Here is a 19,800-nt window from a genome sequence, read left to right as displayed (position 1 = left end):
TTAATTTCGGATTTCAACCGCGCACTTTTTTTTAAATTGCCGGTAATTTAAGGAAGTAAAATTGATATCCCGCCTTGCCAAGTGTTGATGGCGAAAGTGATGCCAAATGCCGATACTCTATCTCTATATCCTTGATACGCTTTCCGACTGGGAAACCGGCCATGCCCTTGGCGAACTCCATTCCGGAAGGTATCTCAAAGACCCGTCGCTGAAGTACGATGTTGTCCTGTGCGGAAAATCCCTGGATACGATAACGACGATGGGCGGACTGAAGTTGACACCGGATATCACCATTGAGAATATCAGGGCAAAAAAAGGAGATCTCCTGATCCTGCCCGGCGCAGACACCTGGCTTGATCCCGCCCATGCGCCGATTATCAGTAAGGTAGCCACGCTCCTGGAGCAGGAGATGGTTGTTGCAGCAATCTGCGGGGCTACCCTCGGCCTGGCCAATGCCGGGCTGCTTGACAACCGGCCCCACACCAGCAATGATCCCGGAGCGCTCAAAATGTTCTGCCCCGGATACAAAGGAGCGCAATTTTACCGGACAGAGCCTGCAGTGACAGACGGGAACCTTATCACGGGAAGCGGGCTTGCACCGGTTGAATTTGCCTACAGCATATTCAGGAAACTGGATGTCATGAATCCCGCAACCCTCGACGCATGGTACGGGCTCTTTACGTTAAGGAAACCGGAATTTTTCTATGCCCTCATGGCATCCCTGCCTTCTCAATAACAAAAATAAAATTCCGGCTCTGTTGATAGCCTGATCGGATGGACGTGGGATGGTGATGGGGCCACGGGTGCCCGGGGTCTGTCGACCCCTGCCCCGTGGAGAATGACGGTTTCAGGGCATCTCATAAGATCGAAACCATAGTCACCCTCGCATTTCCCCTGAGCGCGTTGGGAGAAGGATTTCACCAGAGCAAAAAAATTATTTTTTCACTGCCGAGGCTACGAAATCCCCGACCTCCGAGGTGGAGAGCGACCCGCCCATGTCGCGGGTGACCTTCTTCTCCGCGATGGCCCGCTCTATGGCCGATACGATCGCTGCCCCCGCTGCCGGTTCCCCGATGTGCTCGAGCATCATGGCGCCGGCCCATATGGTGGCGAAGGGGTTCGCCACTCCCATTCCCTTGTATTTCGGGGCAGAACCGTGGATAGGTTCGAACATGGAGGTCCCGGACGGGTTGATGTTCCCGCCGGGGGCGAGCCCCATACCCCCCTGGATCATGGCCCCGAGGTCGGTGATGATATCCCCGAACATGTTCGGGGTGACCACCACGTCGAACCACTCCGGGTTCTTTACGAACCACATGGTAACGGCATCGACGAAATTGAACTCGGTCTGGATCCCGGGATATTCCGACGCAACTCCTGTAAATACATCCCTCCACAGGCCGTAGACCTCCGAGAGTACATTGGCTTTATCCACCGAGGTCACTTTCTTCCTCCGCTTCCCGGCCAGGTCGAAGGAGTATTTGATCGCCCTCCTCGCGCCTTCCCGGGTGATGACCCCGATCTGGTAGGCGATCTCCTCGGCATCGCTCTCTACGTCGAGCCCGAACCGCACCTGGTACATCTCCCGGAAAACGTCCAGGGTCTTCTTCTCGTGTCCCGTGAACCGGGAGCCGATACCCACGTAGAAGTCCTCGGTGTTCTCACGAACCACCACGAAATCGATATCATCGGGACTTTTCCCGGCGAGAGGGGTGGATACTCCATGGAGCAGCCGGATAGGCCGCAGGTTGATGTACTGGTCGAAATGGAACCGGAGCCGGAGCAGGATCCCCTTCTCCAGGATCCCCGGCTTTACCCGGTCGTCGCCTATCGCACCGAAATAGATCGCCCTGAATTTTGCCAGCTCGGAAAGGTCCTCCTCGGTGAGAACGTCCCCGGTGGAGAGATACCTCTCGGCGCCGATATCGAAGTCCTCCCACGCAACCCCGAAGCCGTAGGCATCCCCCGCGGCCTCCACCACCTTCTTTCCTTCGGTGATGATCTCGGGGCCGATGCCGTCCCCGCCTATCGACGCGATCCTGTACATGTCTCCACCTCGGTTAAGTCCTTCGCGTAGTCAACCAGCCCTCCGGCATTGACGATCTGCTGGAGGAAGTCGGGGACGGGCTCGATGCGATACCTCGCCCCCTCCGATTCGACGAATCCCTTTTCGATATCGACCGAGATCTCCGCACCGTCCCGGATCCTGTCGGCGTCCTCGCATACCAGGGGGAGCAGCCCCACATTGATGGCGTTCCGGTAGAATATGCGGGCGAACGTGCGGGCGATGACGAACCGGACGCCGGCCCCGGAGAGTGCATGAGGGGCGTGCTCCCTTGAGGAGCCGCACCCGAAGTTACGCCCGGCCACGATCACGTCTCCCGGCCGGACGGACTTCGCGAATTCATGCCTGATCCCCTCGAACGCGTGGGAGGCGAGCTCCTTCGGGTCGTAGATGGTCAGGAACCTCCCGGGGATGATCGCATCGGTATCGATGTTGTCCCCGAATTTCCATGCCCTCATGACCGCACCTCCCTCGGGTCGGTGATCTCGCCATAGATGGCACTTGCCGCGGCGGTAGCCGGAGAGCAGAGGTATACCTTCCCCTCCGCACTCCCCTGCCTGCCCTTGAAGTTCCTGTTCGAGGTGGAGAGCGAGACCTCTCCGGGCCCGATCAGCCCGATCGCACCCCCCATGCAGGGGCCGCAGCAGGGAGCTTCTACGAGGGCTCCCGCTTCCACGAACCGCTCGATCAACCCGGCCCTGAGTGCCTTCAGGTACTCGTCCCGCGATGCCGGGATGATCAGGACCCGGACCTCGTCCGAGAACCTGTGGGTCCCGAGCACCTCTGCGGCCTCCGCGAGGTCCTCGAAACGCCCGTTCGTGCAGGAGCCGATGAAGACCTGGTCGACGTGTGTCCCGGCCACCTCCTTCACGTCCACTCCCTGGTCGACATTGTGGGGGACCGCCACCTGCGGGGCAAGCCTGCTCACGTCGTAGTCCCGGACCCCGGAATACTTCGCATCCGGGTCGCTTTCCAGCGGGAACGGGGCGACGTCGCTTCTTTCCTTAAAGTACGCCCAGGTCGTCTCGTCCGGGGCCACAATCCCGGCCTTTCCTCCCATCTCGATGGCCATGTTGCAGCAGGTCATCCTGCCCGCCATGTCCATGTCGCGGATCGTCGGGCCCGCGAACTCCACCGCCTGGTAGGTCGCCCCGTCGGCCCCGATATCGTGGACGATGGAGAGTATCAGGTCTTTTGCCCCAACCCGGGGCTGGAACGTGCCCTTCACCCGGGCCAGGATCGTCTGAGGCACCCGGAAGTAGAGGGCCCCGAACTTCAGGACAAATCCCATGTCCGTGGACCCGATCCCGGTCGCGAACGCTCCTCCGGCACCGTACATGCAGGTATGGGAGTCGGCACCCACCACGATCTTACCCGGGGTGGCAAGACCCTTCTCCATAACCACCTGGTGGCAGACCCCTTCCCGAAGATCATAGTTGTGAATATCCTGCTCCTTTGCAAACTGCCGCATGTATGCATGATTCTCGGCTGCAGGGATCGAATCCGCCGGGACCTGGTGGTCGAAAAGGATGATGACACCCTTCTTGTCAAAGACCCTGCCGCCGTTCATCTCACGGAACTTCTGGATGGCCAGGGGGCCGGTGATGTCATGGATCATCGCCGCATCTATCGGCGCCATGACAACCTCCCCTGCCTCCACGTCCCTTCCGCAACGGGAAGAGAATATCTTCTCAACTATGGTCTTGCCCATAAAATTCACATATTCATGGTCTTTCCAGACTATTCTACTTTTGCCAGGCCGGGAGGTTTCATGGGTGAGCGGGAGGGCGGGTCTTCCAGATAATTGCGAATATTTTCGCATTTTAAGAAAAGTTTTTGAATATTTGTGTGCTACTATGCCGTATGAGTTATTTAACGCGAAAAATAACGCTCATGGCGGCGGTGATCATGGTGCTCTGCGCACTCTGCTTCGCACCCGTCACGGCACAGACCGGGGTCTCGCCCGATGTGAAGACCATCTCCACCTCTGCAACGGGAGAAGTGCTTGCAACGCCTGACCGTGCCGACGTGTATCTCGGGGTCCAGACCGAGAACGCCGACGTGATGACCGCACAGCAGGAGAACGCACAGATCATGAACAAGGTGGTGGATGCCATCCTCGCGACCGGAGTCCCGAAGGAGAACATCCAGACCACGGGATATTCGGTCTACCCTGTGTATGACCAGAGCTCGAACCTCTTCGGCCAGAAGGTGAAGTATTACCAGGTCACCAACACCGTGCAGGTCACGCTGACCGATGTAGGCATGACCGGTGCGGTGATCGATGCCGCGATCGCAGCCGGTGCGAACCAGGTGCAGAACATCGCGTTCAGTCTGAGCCCCGAAAAGGAGCAATCGCTCCGTAACGAGGTCCTTACCGAGGCGGTCACACGCACCCGGGCCGACGCGGACGCAGTCGCGGCAGCCCTCGGGGTGACTATCATCGGGGTGCAGGACGCCACCGTGGGATCCTATTACCCGCCGGTGATGTACCGCTCGGTAAATGCGGGTGCGGCGGACATGTCCGCGGCGGTCCCGACCCCCGTCGAACCGGGCCAGGTCACGGTAAGTGCTACGGTGTCGGTAAACTATCTCATAAATTAATCTTTTTTGATCACCAGTGGGCCGTCGCGTTATTCACGAAGCGTGACCGGCTACGCCGTGAGATTTCACCCCACCTCGAGCGTCCTCCATGACCGGCCTCCCGGAATAACCCCGCATGTATCCTGGAACCTGGTTCCGGAACTAAAAAAGTTTCATATTCCGGAAAAGACACCTATCGCTACGGGACGCAACAATCGACCTACCAATGCTACCGATGTGACACCTGTCGGGGGCCGGCATCTGATGACCTGGTAAAGTTCTGTATCCTTTGGCCACAGTCGGAAACAGGCCGGAATCGTAACGATAATATCCATTCGGCACATCCTGTGGCCGAAACCAATACATTTAATGGGAGATCGGGAATATATTATGCAGGATTTATAAATGGATCGTAGTATCGGATTTAAAGAACGAAGATATATCGAAGAATTACGTATACTCACCAAATCCACCGCCCTTGATTGTATCATCGACGACAGGTTCGAACGCGTCATCTATATCGTGAAACAGGGTGATATGGGGCTTGCAATCGGGAAGAAAGGAGAAAATATTAAAAGACTCCAGAATGTCCTCGGAAAGCGGGTGGAGATGGTGGAATACTCCGAAGACCGCGATGAGTTCGTCACGAATATCTTCAAGCCGGCAGAGGTGGAGCGGGTGGAGCATGACCCGGCGAGCGGTCACCTGAACGTGTATGTCAGGCGAAAGAGCGACCTCGGGATCGCCATCGGGAAAGGCGGCTGCAATATCGAGAAGGCGCGGCTCCTCACCAGGAGGTTTTTCAACCTGGAGATCGGTGAGGTACTCCTCACGGAGGCGGCGGAATGAGCCCGTGCGACCAGCTCGGGGAACTATGGGCGGTCATCGACGACCGGTACAATAACCCAAGTCCCGGGTCCTACGTGTCCGGCCTCGCGACTCATGCAAAGGGGATCGACAAGGCGCTCGAGAAGGTCGGCGAAGAGGCGACCGAGTTCATCATCGCGGTGAAGAACGGGGAAAGGGCGAGGATCGTCGAAGAGGCGGCGGACCTGCAGTTCCACCTCATGGTCGCGCTCCGGGGCGCCGGCGTGGAGTTCGACGAAGTCCTCGACGAGCTTGCGGCCCGGAAGAAATAATTCTGCCTGGCATGTTCAGGAAATCCACAGACCGTATAATTAACCCGAGAAATACGAATTGAGATCGACTAACCGGGGAAGCTCGTCGAAGGGGACCGAGGACGATTCCACCACCCCGGGGTCGATGAGGATCTCGGCATCGCACCGGACGGAGAGCGCGATCCCGTCGCTTGGCCGGCAGTCCATGGTCGCCTCGACCGAGTCCCGGTCAAGCAGCATGGTGGCATAATATACCCCCTCCTCAAGGGAATCGATCTTCAGGGAGAGGAGCCGGATATTGAATTTTTTGAAAAACTCCACGAAAAGGTCGTGGGTGAGCGGCCTCGGGGAGAGTTCGTTGTTCAGGGCGTTATTGATGGAGATTGCCTCCCAGAGCCCGATATAGATGGGGAGGAACCTGTTCTCCCCCGTATTCAGGATCACCGCGGGTGATGCCCCCGCGGCTCCCACCGCCACATACACTCCCTTGACCGTGCACCTGACCGGATCCATTGACAGGATGTAGAACTCCGGACATAATAGGTTTAATCTCGTGTTTATGCGACTATGCACCACGATAGCATGTGGCACAGCCTCCCGATGAGTTCATCAAATGAACATGAAAAAAACCAGGAAGCACTGGTGAGCATGCCCCACTCCCTCGCCCTTTCCTCGCACCGGGGACAGGCGAGTGTCCCCTCCGCTCGTCACCCTCCGGGCCGGGCTCCTCCTCTCCCAAGGGAGAGGCAGTGAACGGGATGTGGTTCCTTGACCCGCTAGAAGTCGCTTGTCCTGACAATCCAGGCATATCCCGTGTGGGGTCGCCGCAATAGCGGGGGAAGCCCCGGGAGCGCCTGAAAATCACACCGTGAAGAGGTCCCGTTCGCCGGTAATCCTGAACAGCCCGGTCCGGACCCCGCAGTCCAGCCACCCGTGACCGTAACTGAAGCACGCGAGGGCGGCGTCCATTTGGCCCATCCGGATATACTCCCCACCCCATGCGAGGAATACCCGCCCGACAGTCAGGACCCGGTCCGCTGCCTCGCACGGGACCGTCTCCCGCTCGGCGGCAGGTTCCAGGCCGGTGCAGGCTCCGGAGAGCAGCCGCTGGTAACGAAACGTCTTTTCGTCGAGTTTTTCCTTTTCCTCCGGTCCGATCCCCGAAGGACCCGGCGGCCACTCCCGGCGGGCTCCGGAGGTGGATACGATTCCCAGGCATTCCCCGCAGTCAAGCCAGGCGAGCGCGTACCAGCAGGCCGCGAACTCGTTCACCAGGTCGGAATCGCGGGAAAACGTTGCGGCATCCCTGCAATATGCCCGGGCCATTCCAAGGATCTCTTCTCCTTCCCGGTGGAAGATGCTCCCCTCCGGTGCGTGGAGTGCATTGCTTCCCGAAAGCCGGGCTCTGAGCTCGTCGCAGGGTGAAGGGACCGTCATAGGCCCGCAAAGGCCTCCAGGTACTCCTGCTCCACCACGTGGAGCCGGGCCGGTACCACCAGGATGTGGAGCGGGGGGCCGAGGTCGATATTCCGCATCTTCTCCCCGCTCCCGGCCGCTACCACCGGGTGGTCGGAGCCCGCCCGGGCGACCCCCACGTAGAGCGGGATGGGGAACCCCTTGATCTCCGCGAGCTCCTCCATGAGTCCGACCGCCTGGGAGACCGTCATGTAACGGTCTTTCTGGATATCCAGGTAGACCAGGGTATGGAGGTCGAGAGAGAGGTTCTTTGCCACCACCTCGATGGGAGTGTGGGGGAACCAGTTCTTCGCCGGGAAGGGGAGCGAGCACGACTTGCCGAACCGGTAGTTCTGCAGCCCGGTCAGCCCGCACACCGCGCTCGAGATGGAGGCGCCATGGATGATCGCGGTCCGGATACCCCGCTCGTGGGCCCGGAGCCGGAGGTCCATGTGCGTGGTGGAGACCATGGGGTCCCCTCCGGTGAGGAACACGACATCCTGCCCGGCGGCACACGCGAGGAGCCGCTCGGGGTCCTGCTCCACCTCTTCTCGGGCCAGCAGTTCCACGCGTTTTCCGTAGAACCGTTCCATCTCCTCGAGGGTGGTCCCCGCGAGCATGGAGGTATAACGCTCGATGAAGACCGCATCCGCCTGCCGGATGCATTCCAGCCCCTTCACGGAGATGTCCCGGTGATCGAACAACCCGAGTCCTACGAATGTCAGCATGGTATTTTGTCCTGTATCCTGTTCGTCATCCCGCATTCACGCCTGGCCTGTTCCCCGATCCGGTATTCAGCGAGGGTCGATTGTTCCGTAATTCGTTATCCCGCTATCAGCCCGTTCAATAGGGAAAACGGGTGATCTGGTCCACCATAGACTCGATCACGTGGCGGACCTCTGCACGCCTGAGCGCAGAGATGAAATACACCGGGGTGTCTTCCCGCAGGCCCAGGATCGACCTGATCTCTTCCTCGGTGAGGGAATGGGGGAGATCGATCTTGTTCGCCGCGACAACCATGGGGAGCCGTTCCGCATGGGCCAGCTGCATCAGCTCCTTCGCCCGTTCAAGGGTATCCTTCCGGGTGACATCGATGACCAGGACGATCCCCATCGCGTGGAGGACCAGCTGGGGGATGATGGGATCGAACCTCGGCTTCCCCGGGGTGCCGTAGATGGTGATCTCGAACCCCTTGAGGTGGAGCCACCCGAGGTCCATCGCCACCGTGGTCTGGTCGCCCTGGCCTCCACGGTCGACGGAGACGCCCCGGTCCGAGGCATTGGAGACGAAGGTGGACTTCCCCGACGACGCGGGGCCGGTGACCACAATCTTCGGGATATAGAGCCGGATCGTCCCGTCCGAGATGAGATAGGGGATCGAACGGGTGGGCACCTTCGACCATGACGTGTATTCGAGGGTGAAAAAGTTGAAGAACGGCATGGTGGTGTATCCGGACTTCAGGGTGATGATCAGGTCGAACGCGAAATCATCCGAGAACCTGGAGACGAGCTGCTGCCCCTCGAGGTTCAGGTTCTCCATCACCAGGGTCAGTTTTCCTCCGCAGCACGAGGCCCCGAAGACGTCGACGGCCGCCTCGAGCCCGAGATCCTCGTACATGAGGTCGAAGTACACGAATACGACCTCGGTCTTCTGGCGCTCGCAGACTGCCTTCAGCAGTGAATCCCACTCTCTCCTGCGATCTTCTCTCCGGGAGCACATTTTGTTTATCCGGTCACGCTCCCTGGAGTCGAGGATTACCGCGTAATCCCCGAACGAATCGATGTCGATCCCCTTCGCCTCTAGCAGGTCGCTCCGAAAGACCTCTTCCGTCGCGAGGGGGTTGACGATCACGCATCGGAGTCCCTGGGAGAGGGCGGCATTGAGCGTGCTGTACATGAACACCCTCGCATCGACCCCGGGCTCCAGGGAAAAGAGCACCCGGCTCCCCCTTGGTATCCCGCTCCCCAGCATCTCGTCGATCCCGGTTATTCCAGTCCTGATCATGGTCCCACCATCAGTTCATCATGTTCGATACGGAACTTCTTCCATTCCGGGGATATCTCGGGTTTTCCCCGTATCCTGAGATATCCCCCGTCGTTCTCCTCTTTTATCTCGATGACCAGGGTCATGAGCTGCTTCATAAGTGAGATGGTCCGCTCGTCGAACGACTCGCTGTTGAGCGTGTAGATCCCGATGGCATCCATCTTTTTGATCTTGGCGTTCAGGACATGGAGGAACTGGTAGAGCACCTCGAGTTTCCTGTACATCAGGAGGGTGGAGAGCGAATTCGTGTAAAACCTCACCGGGGGAGGGAACAGCTCCCCCGACCTGTCAAGTTCACCTTTGAAGATCGATTCCGCCAGCTGGGAGAACTTGATCCCGATACCGGTGAGGTCGCTCGGGCTGGCGATGTATTTGACCCTCAGGGTATCGGTCGCATCGGGGGTCGACATCTTGGTGATGCTGTCGATCACCCCGATGTGATCGTCCGACCCTGTACGGCCCATAAGATCTTCGGTGAGTTCGAGTGAAGATTGGTCTGTCGAGAGAATAATGGTATATTCTCCGTTTCTTGGTCTTGCTAGCACAAATCCAACCCTTTCCGCACCGCTCATGGGCGGTGCGAGGATCAGGATGTTGGACCCGGGTTCAAGGCCTCCGATAGCGTCGTCTATAGGCCGTATCCCGGTCTTGTAACTATACATTTCCCACACAACATACAATTAAGAGGTTTATAAGAGCTCCTATCAAAATTCCGAGCATAAGAGTATAGAGCGACACAAGGAAGGCAATTTTCGCCCCCACCTCCCGGGAGAGCACCGCGATGGTCGAGATGCAGGGTACGAAGAGCACGCTCACGATCGCGAAGGTATAGAGTTGTCCGGCGGTGAGCACGGCGGAGAGGTCTGCGTTTCCGGCAAGGATGACCAGGGTCTCGAGGGCCATCTCTTTCCTGAGTATCCCGAATATCAGGGCGGTTACGGCGTACGCGGGGAGCCCGAGCACCGCCATCGAAAAAGGTTCGATGATCTGCTCGAAGAGATCGAACACGCCGTAATACTGGAGCAGCCCGAGGACAAGGCTCGCCGCGAGCAGGAGGGGCATGGCGATGAAGAGGAACTCCTTGATCTTGGTCCACGACTTTTTCAGGACCAGTCCCGCCCTCGGGGCCCGCAGGGGAGCCATCTCCAGGATCATCCCGAACTGCTCCCCCGGGGTGATCCGGGAGAGGAAAAAACCGGTGATGACGATCAGCACGAACACGAAGAGGTACACGCTCAGTGCCGAGAGGATACTCACGAAACTCGCCAGGATCCCGGCGATGATCACGGTCCTGGCCGAGCAGGGGATCATGGTGACCAGGAACGAGGCGATGACCCGTTCCCTCCTGCTCCCCAGGAGCCTTATGCTCATGATCGCAGGGACGTTGCACCCGAACCCGAGCACCATGGGGATGATCCCCACCCCGTGCATACCCACCCGGTGCATGCCCCGGTCGGCGAGGAAGGCCGCTCGGGTGAGGTATCCTGTGTCCTCAAGGATGGAGATGAAGATGTAAAAGGTGAAGATGAAGGGGAACGCGATACCGAGCCCTGCCTGGAGGGCGAGGATGAAGGAGAGGGCAAGCTCCTGGGCGAGGGGGGGGAGGCCGAGGGAGAGGAGCGGCTGGACGGCATAGATATTGAATGCCTCGACGATCAGCCCCTCCAGCCACGACCCGATGAAGAAGACCGTGATAAGGATGAGGATAAGGATCCCCGCGAGTACGGGAAGTCCGGGCCATGTCGTGGAGAGGATCCGGTCCGGGTCGAACCGGGGCCCCGGGGTTTTCTCCTTCTCGACCTGGCGGACCAGGCTCGCCGCACAGTGGTGGCGGTTCCCGGCGATGATCTGGTGGACCGTCATCCGGTGCCGCTGCTCTATCTCGGTCGAAAGCACCCCTGCGGACTCGAGAAGGGCCTCGTCGGTCCCCGTTCCCTGGAGGGCCATGAGGGCGCCATGCCGGTCGATCTCGTGGAGCGACTGCAGGCTCCTCACCGCGGCCTCGATATGGGTGTCGTAATGGACCTCGATATGCGGTACCTTCGCCTTCGCGAGGGCCGAAGGGATGATCTGCTCCACGTTCTTGCCCTGGATCGCGGCGGTGGGGATCACCTCGGTACCGAGCAGCGCCCCGAGCTTCACGGGATCGATTATCAGCCCTTTCTTCTCGGCCTCATCGGTCATGTTGAGCACGATAAGCGTCGGAATGCCGTATTCGGCGACCTGGATGAGCAGGTAAAGGTTCCTCTCCAGGTGTGTCGCGTCCACCACCGCGATAAGGCAATCGACCGCTGCCGACTCGAGGAACGCACGGACCATCCGCTCCTCGTCCGAATCACCGTCGAGAGAGTAGATTCCCGGAAGGTCCACCACCTGGAGGCGTTCCTTCTCGTAGCAGACGCTCCCGTATTTGATATCGACGGTGGTGCCCGGATAATTGCTGATCTCGACGCCGAGACCGGTGAGTTGCTGGAAAATGAGCGATTTTCCGACGTTGGGGTTGCCGACGAGGCCTATCTTCATGGAGACTTCTCCACCAGGACCATACCGGCGATCTCCGCGGAGAGGGCGATATCGGCGCCCTTCACCTCCACCACCACGGACCTGTTGCTGAGCCGCCGCCGGAGCACGATGTGCTCACCGGGGAGGATCCCCAGGTCCGCGAGCCGGTGGAGCCTGCCCTTCTGCATCAGGTCCCGCACGATCACCTCCGATCCCTCGTCTACGTCGAGGAGCGTGGGGAGCAGGGCACGGTTCCACCCCCGCCGGGCGCAGGGAGCGCAGTTCCCCGGCGGGCACCCCGAGATGAGATTTTTTAATTTGAGCACCGCTTCGTCGGGGATATCGTGCTCGAGGACGCAGGCGTCCCGGGAGGCCGCGTCGGGTTCCATTCCGAGCATCTCGGTGAAGAAACATTCCAGGATGCGGTGTTTTCTTACCACCCTCATCCCCTCCTGCCGCCCTTTCACGGTGAGGGTCACCATGCCGTCCTCACCCGCGAGGAGATCCCCCGTGCCGGCGAGCTCGAGAATATCCTTCGTCACGGACGGGACATCCCGGTCCAGGAACGCGGCGAGATCCCTGATGGCGGCAGGGCTTCCGCGTTCGCTCTCCAGGTTGCACAGGGACTCGAGGTAGTCTTCCCGGACGGAAGGATCCATACCAGAATTTATGCCTGTACACTCTTATGGATTTGGATAATGCCGGTATTGCCGGAGGACATTCCCCCGGGAACCCCGGTTTTTTCCCGGTTACGGGAGAGTGTTCACCGTCCCATCGTACGAAAGGAAGGGAATATATATCCGTGGTAAGTCAGTTACAAAGATTGAGGCGATATCGGGGGAGCCGGGGGGGGCCTCCGGGAACAATTCCGCAGGTACCGGGCCCGGGACTAAAAAAGGAGAATCCGGGGCATGGGCGCAAAAAACCGCCGGTCGATCCCGGGTCCGGCCGCATCGGCCCGCTGCGGGCGGGAGTTTCATTGCACACGTCCGTGCAACGCATACGCCATGTATCCGGCAATGCCGGAGTATGCAAATCCGATATGAACGAATATGATGCAGAGGAGCGGCGGGACAGAGATCTCCCTGTGATGCCGGGGACCAGTTCCGGGCCCTGTAATGAAAGAACCGCATGACACGACAGGATGAATGAGATGGCAGAACGTTCCAATCGCCAGGTGGGAGAGACGCTCTATTTCATGGGACAGCTCCTCGAGGTGCTCGGGGAGAACCCGTTCAAGGTCCGGGCGTACTACAAGTCCGCCGAGGTGGTGGAACGGCTCGCCACCCCGGTGAGCCGCCTTGACGAGGAACAGCTCCGGGAAATTCCGGGGATCGGTTCGGCGATCGCCAAGAAAATACGGGAGATCGTGGAGACCGGGACGTTCCACGAGCTCGAGACGGTGCGGGCGGGGATCCCGGAACCGTTGATCGAACTCCTCTCCCTCGAGGGGATCGGACCGAAAACGGTCAACAAGCTGTGGAAAAAACTCAACGTGCAGAGCATCGCCGACCTGGAACGGGAGGCGAAACAGCACCGGATCCGGGCCATTAAAGGATTCGGCGAGAAGAAAGAGGAATCGTTCCTAAAAGCGATCGCGCTCTACCGGGAACGGTCTGGAAGGATGACCCGGGCCGAGGCGGACGCGGTAGTGGGCATGGTGGTGCCGGTGCTCGAACCGGGAACGTTCGCCATGGCGGGGAGCTACCGGAGGGGGAAGAGCACCATCGGTGATATCGATATCGTGAGTAAGGAACCACCGTCGGTGGCGAACCCGAAGATCCGTACCGTCGCCGAAGAGATGATCGACGAGGGGGCAAAGAAGACCTCGTTCCGGTGCCTCGGGAAGCGGGTGGACGTACGGTTCAGCAGGCCGGAGCAGTTCGGCTCGATGCTCCTCTACCTCACCGGGTCCAAACCGTTTAACATCCGGATGAGGGAGTACGCCATCTTCAAAGGGTTTAAATTAAACGAATACGGACTCGAGGACAGGTCTTCCGGCCACCTTTCGGAGTTCGCCACCGAAGAGGAGATCTTTTCATTCCTGGGGATGGACTATATTGTTCCGGAACTGCGGGAGGACTGGGGAGAGGTGGAGGCGGCCCTTGCACGCCGGCTCCCGGTCCTCGTGGAGGACAGGGAGGTTCGCGGCGATCTCCACGTCCACAGCACATGGAGCGACGGGGTGATGAGCCTCGAAGAGATCGCCCGTGCCGGAGAGGCGAGGGGATACGAGTACATCCTGATCTCCGACCACTCCGCAACCCTGGGCATCGCGCACGGGCTCGACGAGGAGGGACTGAGAAAACAGATGCACGAGGTGGAAGTGACGAACAGGTCTTCTTCATGCCGGCTGATCCAGGGCACCGAGGTGGACATCATGGCCGACGGGACACTCGGGCTCCCTGCACGGGTGCTCGCCGATGTCGACGTGGTGATCGCCTCGATCCATTCGGCCTTCTCCCAGGAACGGGACGTGATGACCAGGAGAGTGCTCGCCGCGGTGGAGAACGAGCACGTGGACATCATCGGCCACCCCACGGGGAGGATCCTCGGGCGCCGCCAGCCCGCGGAGATCGACATCCCCCGGGTGATCGAGAGAGCGGCCGAGACCGGGACCGCGCTCGAATGCAACGCCTCGCCGTTCCGTCTCGACCTTGACGACCTCTACATCCGGGAAGCCACCCGGAAGAAGGTGAAGATCGCCATAGGGACCGACGCCCATCACCCGGAAGAGTTCGGAAACATCCGGTACGGGGTCATAACCTGCCGGCGGGGCTGGGCGACCGCCGCCGACCTGCTGAACACTATGTCGCACAAGGAACTCATGGAGTGGGTATAGGTGCTCTACTGGCTCTACGAACGGGCGCTGCTCCGAAGGATCTCCCTCCTCCCCGGGCATATCTGCTTTATGCTGAGCGAGCAGGACGTGCGGCTCGCCCCCCAGAGGATCCTCGAGGTGACCCGGTGGAGCAGGGATATCAGTCACATCGTGCGGAGCAGGGCCGAAAGTGCGGGGGAAAACGAAATTCCCGGTATCGTGAGCCTCACGTTTCACATCAGCACCACGGACCCCGGTTCGCTCGAACCCATTCTCCCCGAGATACGGAAGGTGGAGAAGATCGCCCGGCTCGAACTCCATTCGGGAGAGGAGAAGACGGTCTCAGGTTCCGGGATGCACGTATGTGTCGCGGTGGGGAAGAGCGGGCGCGAGGAGATCGTGGAATGCATCAGGAGGATGGCGAACGACCGCATCCCCCCGGAATCGGTCACCGAGGAGACCTTCGAGCGGTTCCTGACCTTCTCCTACAGCCCGGACCTGGTGATCAAGACCGGGGGAGACCACCTCACCGATTTCCTCATCTGGCAGTCGGTATATTCGGAGCTCTTCTTCTCGGACATCAACTGGAGGGGGTTCCGGAAAGTGGACTTCCTTCGTGCGCTCCGCGACTACCAGTCGAGGGCGCGAAGGTTCGGAAAATAAAATCCAACTGATTTTTCGGTTTTTTCCCTGGCACGGGACTTCACGATCAGGAATTACCTGCCTTTGACTCCACCCGTTGGGAGTAGAGCCTGATCGCACGGAGGAGGTCGATCTTCCGGAACATCGGCCAGTAGGGGGCGCAGAAATAGACGGCACATTCGTGACCGTTCGCAAGCCAGGGGAGGAAGTTTGAGGTCCGGTACTCGTTCCCGGTCCGGATGATGAGGTCCACCGGGGGGAGGTTCCTCCCCGCGTGGAGGTTCTGCTCGAACCGGTCGGGGTCGATCTCCTCCGGAGCACAGCTCCCGTCGTACACTTCCCGGAGAATATTTCTTGTCGCCCGGACGATCTCGTTCCTCCCTCCGTACGCGAGCGCGATGTTAAGGTAAAAGTCGGTGTACCCTGCGGTAGACTCCTCCGCGGCCTCGATCGCCCCGAGGAGGTCTTTCGGAAGGAGCGAACGGTCACCCACCATCTGCACCCTGATGTGCTTCCTGTGCACGCGGTGGTCGGAGGTGATGCTGGTGAACTTGTTCTTGAAGAGCGCGAAGAGCATCTTCACCTCCTCGGATTCCCGGTTGAAGTTCTCGGTGGAGAACGAGTAGAGGGTGATGTACCGGATCCCGAGTTCGCTCGCCCAGTCGAGCATCTCCTCGGTGCGGTCAGCCCCGAGCCGGTGCCCCTCGCTCTTCTGCATCTTCATCATGCGGGCGAACCTGCGGTTCCCGTCCTGGATGATGGCGATGTGCCGGGGGATGTGGCGGCACTGGAGCAGGAGTCTCCGCTCGTACAGCGAGTCCGCGATACTCCGGAGCATCAGAGCGGTGTCACCTCCACGATGATTCCCCGGTCGGGATACCTCTCCACGATGTACCGGGTACCGGAGATCTCGTCTCCATGCTCGGCAAGGATCCACCACGCGGTCTCCAATCCTTCTTCCCGGAGCTCGTACCCGTCATCCCCGAGTTCGCGGATGATCTCCGGGACTTCCCCGAGTCCCTCGACCAGCCCGTATACCACGGTCCCGTCCTCGGTGACCTCGTCGAACGGGCGTGCGGTGTTCCGGGCGATTCGCAGCAGGCGCTTTCGTAGCTGGACCGAGTCCTTGAAGCCCGACGAGCACCAGTGGACTTTTTGGTGGGAGCACAGCCCGGCGCCCCATTCCCTTGCGCCCATGACCGCGTTATGCACCCCGTCCTCGGGGACCATGCCCCTTCTCCGCATCTCTTCCGCGTTGCTCTCTCCCCATTCCAGCTCGTTGATATTGAGAAAATCGAGATAGGGGAGTGCTGCTTCCAGGAGGTCCATCCCCGGAAGGGAGGGGACCTCGATACCGGTGACGAACCCCATGTGCTTTGCAAGGCGGGCGGACGCGATAAAATCGCTCTGGGCGATGGTCTCCCACTGGTCGTGCGGGGGGTGGAGCCGGATCTCGTCGACGAGGCCCGACAGCCTCTCCAGCTGGTCCCTGGTGGGTGCGAGGGCGGTGTAGAGGTGGATCTGGTGCCCGGGTCCCAACTCCCTCTTCAGGGCCCTGCAGTATTCCACCACGCGGTCGAGTTTGTCCAGGGGTTCCCCCCCGGTGACCCCTGTTCCCAGTGCGCTCATCCTCCGTGCCTCGGCGACGGCATCCCCGGGAGTCGCGATGCACTTCTCGTTCGCGTACACCCGGTCATGCCCTTTGCGCTCCTTCGAGAGCGGGCAGTACCAGCAGGCCTTCCTGCAGGTGCCCGTCACGAAGAGGACCATTTTCGCGCCTTCGTGGCACAGCACGCAGCCCGGAGAAAGGGAAGGTTCCGGGGTGGGAGGGGTTCGCTCCAGGGGTATCACACCACGTTATTTGGTCGCGGGGATATTGGTTTCTTGCTTCAGGGCACGGGCGACCGCCGGGAAGGAGACCGCGTCGTCTTCCCACCGTGCAAGGAGCGTCCCCGCCTCGGACTGGAACGAGCCGACGGTTGAGCCCGCGGTGATGGCTGTGCGGGTAAAAGTAGGCAGGGGAACGGGAGCCGCCTCCGTCCGGGAGGAGAGGAAGTCCGAGATACCTCCGGACGCGGACTTCACCATCAGGGTCTTTGTCGCGCTCCCCGCGTTCCCTGCCTTGTCGGTCGCGGTGACCCGGACCTGCAGCGTCCCCGAGGCGTCGTCGGGGACCTTCAGGGAGTACGTGCCCGAGGAGGCGAGGCCCGTTGCGGCCCTGGTCCAGTCCGCCCCGTGGTCCGTCGAATACTCGAGGATTACCGTGGCTATCCCGCCCGAGTCGGTCGCGGTCCACCGGACCTCAACGGACTCCCCGGGGGTCACGCTGCTATAGGACCGGGGAGCGGTGATGCTCACCCGGGGAGCCGTGCGATCCGTGACCACGGGGGTCGGGGAGGGAGTCGGCGAGGGGCTCGGCGTGGGTGATACGGTCGGGGTAGGAGTGACCGTGGGTGTCGGCTGCGAGGAACCGGCCACGGTGAACGCTTTCAGGCAGACATTGGTGTTGGCGAGGGTGGTGGTGATGTCCGTCCAGGTACTGCCGTCCGTGCTCACGTAGCTCTCGCCCTTGTGGGCGGTCGCCTTGCTTGAGAATCCCTTGTAGGGATACTCCACTGCGACCGGGTACTCGTATCCGGGGGTCTGTATCCAGACCACCACCGAAAATTTCTCCCCTTTCTTCAACGGGACGGGGTTATCCAGCGTTACGGTATGATATCCGGGCATGCCGAAGGTCCCGGAGACCGTGGCCGCCGGCGTCCTGCTGACCGGCCCCCCGGAGACCCCGGTATAGACCGTGGCCTTCCACTGGGCGTTCGTGGCAACGGTATAGAACGATATGGCGGCCAGGTCTTCCTGGCCTTCGGAGGTGAAGACATTGGCGAAGTAGGCGCTGTCGCTGTTCAGGCCGTAACTCACCACCCACCCGAGGGGGTCGTACTCGTACTGGTTTTCATAGTTGTTCTGGCTCTCAGCGGTGAATATGGCTCCTTCTCCTCCGATCCGGCTGTCGTAATAGGAAACGTAGAAGTACCCCTGGTCACCCCAGTCGGGTCCCCAGCTGTTCTTCACGATGAACGCCCCGTTCCCCGAAGGGGCCTTCGCAAAGTTTGACCGGTCGTAGTTGTCGTCCCAGCCCACGATAGTGACCGCGTGGTTGGAGATGGAGGCCCCGCCGTAGTAGTAACTCGCGGTCCTTGCGTTGTAACACGAGTCCTCCCACCGGATCGATGAGTATACCGCTCCTTTCTCCTGGAGCGCCAGTTTGATGTTCTGGTTGTCCAGCGGGCCGCTCCTCGCCGGGAGGTAGATCACCTCCTGGACATGTTTCACCGGCGTGGAGGTTGTGGACGACGTGCCCGACCCTGCCACGTACGGGTCCTGCGACTCGGTGACCGGGCCGCTCCACCTGGTCAGGTACCCGGTCGACATGATGTAGTTCCCGCCCTGGCAGGGCGTGAGGTCGTATCCATGGGTATTTTTCATGTTGTTCTCGGAGAGGTCCCAGGTCTCCCCCGGGCGGAGGGTCGACTCGAGCGATGCGAGCGAGGCGAAGGCCCAGCAGCTCCCGCACTGCCCCTGGTCTTTTACGTCGGTCACCTTCCCCTGGTTGCGGAGGTCGAACGAGGTCCCCCCGCTCTGTGCGGAGACGGTCGCGGAATCAGCTCCGGACGCTGCGGTAACGTACTCGGCCCGCAGGGACTGCAGGGCGGAACTGAAGCTCTCGTCGAACGAACTCACCTGCTTTCCCTTGTTCTGGGAGAGGTCCGCGGGCGGGGGGACGTACCCCAGGGCGTGGACGCCGCTCCCCTGTTCCGATCCCTGGGTATTGAGATATTCGAGGAAATCGGGGTTGATAGGAGAGAGCTCGAATTCAACCGTCTTGTTGAGACTGGTAAACTGGACGGTCGTGATCCCGGCGAGAGCGGCTGCCTGCTTTCCCTCGACATATGCCTGGAGGGGGGATACCCGCTCCCGCAGGGTACCGAGGAGTGTGGTCCCGAGGGTTTCGAACAGAAAAGATGACGCCGGTTCTTCTTCTCCCTGCCCTATGACGGTTCCCGGCGATGACGACACGGTACTCTTTTCCTCGAGAAGGAGCGAGGAGTACGAAGAGAATGCGGTAACGGCGCCCGCTCCGCTCCGATCTCCGGAGAGGCCGGTCCCGTCCGTGATGGCGGCAGAACTACCCTGATCTGCGGACACATACGAAAAAATCAGGATCGCGATCAGGAAAAATGTGGTATATCGTACAGGGTGAACAGCCATATTTCGTCCTCGGATGAGAACAGGACCGATTACCGCCCGGCTCCCGAAGTGCCGGCCGTTTCGTCGTCGTGATCGTCCTGGCCGGGTACTCCCCATGGCGAGGGTGCGCCGGTCCGGTATTCCGGTCCTGCCGCGGTGATATGTAAAGGAAGTTTTACATACACGTACTTAAAATGATCGGATAGGGAAGGTTCAACGAAAAAACGGCGAGCCCGGTTTTTGAGAAATGCGGATCCGGAACAGGACCGGGTAAAATTTTGGGCGGTGTACCGGAACACCCGGGGCCCGCGATCGGGGAGCGG

General features: G+C 60.3%; 19 protein-coding genes. 6 read left to right on the top strand and 13 right to left on the bottom strand.

Annotation, left to right across the window (positions count from 1 at the left end):
* Window positions 1-106: 106 nt before the first annotated feature.
* On the top strand, window positions 107-736 hold the full coding sequence (locus J2741_RS00995; RefSeq protein WP_209673197.1) for a type 1 glutamine amidotransferase family protein: 630 nt from the start codon (window positions 107-109) through the stop codon (window positions 734-736).
* Between the two features lie 198 nt (window positions 737-934).
* Here J2741_RS00995 and J2741_RS00990 read toward each other — a convergent pair whose 3' ends face one another.
* From J2741_RS00990 to J2741_RS00980, 3 genes are read right to left on the bottom strand one after another with little or no spacing between them, the layout of a single operon-like run.
* A complete protein-coding gene (locus J2741_RS00990; protein ID WP_209673196.1) occupies window positions 935-2,047 on the bottom strand; it encodes a 3-isopropylmalate dehydrogenase in 1,113 nt (370 codons plus the stop codon).
* A complete protein-coding gene (locus tag J2741_RS00985; protein WP_209673195.1) occupies window positions 2,026-2,523 on the bottom strand; it encodes a 3-isopropylmalate dehydratase small subunit in 498 nt (165 codons plus the stop codon). The genes J2741_RS00990 and J2741_RS00985 overlap by 22 nt, the downstream gene beginning before the upstream one ends.
* Window positions 2,520-3,776, bottom strand: a complete 1,257-nt coding sequence (locus J2741_RS00980; RefSeq protein ID WP_209673194.1) for a 3-isopropylmalate dehydratase large subunit — start codon at window positions 3,774-3,776, stop codon at window positions 2,520-2,522. Before J2741_RS00980 ends, J2741_RS00985 begins: the two co-directional genes overlap by 4 nt.
* 152 nt (window positions 3,777-3,928) lie before the next feature.
* Here J2741_RS00980 and J2741_RS00975 point away from each other — a divergent pair, with 152 nt between their 5' ends.
* From J2741_RS00975 to hisE, 3 genes are all read left to right on the top strand, one after another.
* The gene (locus J2741_RS00975) at window positions 3,929-4,669 is read left to right on the top strand and encodes an SIMPL domain-containing protein (protein WP_209673193.1); all 741 of its coding nucleotides are present in this window, start codon (window positions 3,929-3,931) and stop codon (window positions 4,667-4,669) included.
* Window positions 4,670-5,053: 384 nt separating this feature from the next.
* Window positions 5,054-5,497: a NusA-like transcription termination signal-binding factor gene (locus tag J2741_RS00970; protein WP_209673192.1), complete on the top strand. Its 444-nt coding sequence runs from the start codon at window positions 5,054-5,056 to the stop codon at window positions 5,495-5,497.
* Window positions 5,494-5,787: a phosphoribosyl-ATP diphosphatase gene (gene hisE / locus J2741_RS00965; RefSeq protein ID WP_209673191.1), complete on the top strand. Its 294-nt coding sequence runs from the start codon at window positions 5,494-5,496 to the stop codon at window positions 5,785-5,787. The genes J2741_RS00970 and hisE overlap by 4 nt, the downstream gene beginning before the upstream one ends.
* A 39-nt stretch (window positions 5,788-5,826) precedes the next feature.
* On the opposite strand, the gene J2741_RS00960 is transcribed toward hisE, so the two are convergent.
* The 7 genes from J2741_RS00960 to J2741_RS00930 form a co-directional block, all read right to left on the bottom strand.
* Window positions 5,827-6,279, bottom strand: a complete 453-nt coding sequence (locus J2741_RS00960; RefSeq protein WP_209673190.1) for a bifunctional nuclease family protein — start codon at window positions 6,277-6,279, stop codon at window positions 5,827-5,829.
* Window positions 6,280-6,627: 348 nt separating this feature from the next.
* Complete coding sequence (locus tag J2741_RS00955; RefSeq protein ID WP_209673189.1) at window positions 6,628-7,203, bottom strand: DUF357 domain-containing protein; 576 nt, start codon at window positions 7,201-7,203, stop codon at window positions 6,628-6,630.
* Window positions 7,200-7,949 (bottom strand): diphthine synthase, encoded by a 750-nt coding sequence (dph5, locus tag J2741_RS00950; RefSeq protein ID WP_209675389.1) that lies wholly within the window; start codon window positions 7,947-7,949, stop codon window positions 7,200-7,202. The genes J2741_RS00955 and dph5 overlap by 4 nt, the downstream gene beginning before the upstream one ends.
* A gap of 115 nt (window positions 7,950-8,064) precedes the next feature.
* Window positions 8,065-9,225, bottom strand: coding sequence for a GTP-binding protein (locus J2741_RS00945; RefSeq protein WP_209673188.1), 1,161 nt, complete (start codon window positions 9,223-9,225; stop codon window positions 8,065-8,067).
* Window positions 9,222-9,926: an RAD55 family ATPase gene (locus tag J2741_RS00940; protein WP_209675388.1), complete on the bottom strand. Its 705-nt coding sequence runs from the start codon at window positions 9,924-9,926 to the stop codon at window positions 9,222-9,224. The genes J2741_RS00945 and J2741_RS00940 overlap by 4 nt, the downstream gene beginning before the upstream one ends.
* A complete protein-coding gene (gene feoB / locus J2741_RS00935; protein WP_209673187.1) occupies window positions 9,919-11,787 on the bottom strand; it encodes a ferrous iron transport protein B in 1,869 nt (622 codons plus the stop codon). Before feoB ends, J2741_RS00940 begins: the two co-directional genes overlap by 8 nt.
* Window positions 11,784-12,425, bottom strand: coding sequence for a metal-dependent transcriptional regulator (locus tag J2741_RS00930; protein ID WP_209673186.1), 642 nt, complete (start codon window positions 12,423-12,425; stop codon window positions 11,784-11,786). The genes feoB and J2741_RS00930 overlap by 4 nt, the downstream gene beginning before the upstream one ends.
* Before the next feature lie 494 nt (window positions 12,426-12,919).
* Here J2741_RS00930 and polX point away from each other — a divergent pair, with 494 nt between their 5' ends.
* Together polX and J2741_RS00920 are read left to right on the top strand one after the other, a co-directional pair.
* Complete coding sequence (gene polX, locus J2741_RS00925; RefSeq protein WP_245249328.1) at window positions 12,920-14,608, top strand: DNA polymerase/3'-5' exonuclease PolX; 1,689 nt, start codon at window positions 12,920-12,922, stop codon at window positions 14,606-14,608.
* Complete coding sequence (locus J2741_RS00920; RefSeq protein WP_209673184.1) at window positions 14,609-15,250, top strand: undecaprenyl diphosphate synthase family protein; 642 nt, start codon at window positions 14,609-14,611, stop codon at window positions 15,248-15,250.
* A gap of 46 nt (window positions 15,251-15,296) precedes the next feature.
* Here J2741_RS00920 and uppS read toward each other — a convergent pair whose 3' ends face one another.
* The 3 genes from uppS to J2741_RS00905 all read right to left on the bottom strand — a co-directional run bounded on the left by uppS (window position 15,297) and on the right by J2741_RS00905 (window position 19,498).
* Window positions 15,297-16,067, bottom strand: coding sequence for a polyprenyl diphosphate synthase (gene uppS, locus J2741_RS00915; protein WP_209673183.1), 771 nt, complete (start codon window positions 16,065-16,067; stop codon window positions 15,297-15,299).
* On the bottom strand, window positions 16,067-16,999 hold the full coding sequence (locus J2741_RS00910; protein ID WP_209673182.1) for a radical SAM protein: 933 nt from the start codon (window positions 16,997-16,999) through the stop codon (window positions 16,067-16,069). The genes uppS and J2741_RS00910 overlap by 1 nt, the downstream gene beginning before the upstream one ends.
* Window positions 17,000-17,086: 87 nt before the next feature.
* Entirely contained in the window at window positions 17,087-19,498 is a 2,412-nt protein-coding gene (locus J2741_RS00905) for a lectin like domain-containing protein (protein WP_209673181.1), read from the bottom strand.
* Between the last annotated feature and the right edge of the window lie 302 nt (window positions 19,499-19,800).

It is taken from the genome of Methanolinea mesophila (assembly GCF_017873855.1).
In the GTDB taxonomy this organism is placed as follows: Archaea; Halobacteriota; Methanomicrobia; order Methanomicrobiales; family Methanospirillaceae; genus Methanolinea_B; species Methanolinea_B mesophila.
The sequence above is the reverse complement of the archived record's forward strand: the minus strand, read 5'-3'. Positions and strand labels throughout refer to the sequence as shown.